Source organism: Alkalibacterium thalassium, from assembly GCF_900101165.1.
Lineage (GTDB): Bacteria > Bacillota > Bacilli > Lactobacillales > Carnobacteriaceae_A > Alkalibacterium > Alkalibacterium indicireducens.
In genome coordinates, this window is the sequence record NZ_FNFK01000113.1 from 1 (window position 1) to 1,633 (window position 1,633).

The 1,633-nt window shown below is 40.4% G+C and carries 1 protein-coding gene; it reads right to left on the reverse strand.

Translation table 11 applies throughout. The features are described 5' to 3' along the window. Positions 1 to 125 precede the first annotated feature (125 nt). On the reverse strand, positions 126 to 1,523 hold the full coding sequence (locus BLR76_RS11490) for an ISLre2 family transposase (protein WP_091269056.1): 1,398 nt from the start codon (positions 1,521 to 1,523) through the stop codon (positions 126 to 128). Between the last annotated feature and the right edge of the window lie 110 nt (positions 1,524 to 1,633).

Below are 1,633 nucleotides of genomic sequence, written 5' to 3' on the forward strand. Positions count from 1 at the left end.
CGTGTGTGTCAAGTTGTTGTAGGAAATCTCTAGAATCGCTTTTTCCTTTTATTGTTTTTCGCTGTTTACTGAGGGAGATGGGCTCTGCGAGCCTTTCTCCCTCAGTAAACAGCCTTAAAATCTCTTTATTTTAGTACTTTAGCCAATTGTCCAAGAGCGTGAGACGACGCACAGCGCTTTCCAATACTGCCTTCAATCACACCGACTGATTTTCTAGTTTTGGGTTTCTTTAGTAATGTACGGAGTATTCCTTTGAACTCAGGGATAAATTCCTTCTTAAAGGCAGGAATCATTTCGGTTAATGCTTGTAAAAACACCCCATTCTTACGTGCCGAAATAATAGCCGCTAGGTTACCTGCACCTTTCTGTCCGAATCCACGACCTTGTCGTTTCATGCGATAACTATAAGGACGGTGGTTACTCTCGCAAACCCCGATTCCTTTTCGAAGAGGAAGATAACGTAAGTGAAGTCCCTTCAAACTGTCCCAATTTCGATCCAAGTAGCTGAGTAATTTTGTCAGTTCAAGCTCATATTCAGCTCTGCGGTAATCGTCTTGAATGCGATCATTCGCTTGAGAAATCACTGTACAAACCTTGGTATAATCCCATTCTCTAACGGCTGAAATCATCTGGTAAGACAATTCTTTATCGAAAGACAACCGCTGTTTGATTTTTTGATTCACATGATAAGCATCTCGGAAGTGTTCGTGTCGTGCGCATTTCCCAATAATCAAATCAAATTTGTCCTTCTCGTAGCCACTACCTCCATCACTATTTGAAATGATGACTGTATTCCGAAGATCATAGGTTGCTTCAATCCACCCACTCGCCCGTTTAAAAGCCTTCTGGCTTGATTCTGCACTTTCAAACATCATGGAATTCACTAAAACAGGGCGTTTTCCTTTTTTCGCCACACCTTCATGAATCTGCACACGATGAAGCTCCGCACGTTCTTTTCCTTTACGCCTAGTCAAAAGCAGACCATCCCCTTCAATAAACAGAACAGGTACTTTTCTCTTTTCTTTCATCATTGTTACATTAGACAAGGGTTTCTGCTCTGTCCACTCTTGAACTTTTTGACCGACACGTTGGGTAATGGAGTGAATAGCTGAATGACTTAAAGAAAAGTTGGTTAATAAGTTAATCGCATCGGCAGCTTTACGATAAACACCATCTGAAGCCATTTGAGCTGCCTTCATTTCTACCAATGGAGAATTTCTTGAACGAGAAGACAACTGTAAATACTTATCCAGCGGGATAAGGCTTTTTTCTCCTTTTTTACGCACACGTCTACGTGAAAATTCAACCGTCCCAAAGGTAAATTGCATCGTGCGCTTTCTTACACTATCAATTTCGTACCCTTGATCTTTGTACGATTGAATACACTTTTTGTCTAAGCGCTCCATGCATTCTTGAAAGCATTCTTCAGCTTTTTGCCGGAAAAGCTCCTCAAATAAGATTTCTGCCTCTAAAAATGTCGCTGATTCTTCCAATATTTCCATCATTTGTGCTATAATTTTCATCGTAAAGAAGACCTCTTTCTCTCTAGTTTCTGCAAATTCTAGATTAAGGGTCTTCTTTCTTTTTGTCTACCCTATATTTTTCTGCTTCCTACATAAACTTTACACATAGC

What these genes read in the sequence shown, in the direction of transcription:
- BLR76_RS11490 (WP_091269056.1), bottom strand. Translation starts at nt 1,523, where the DNA reads ATGAAAATTATAGCACAAATGATGGAAATATTGGAAGAATCAGCGACA.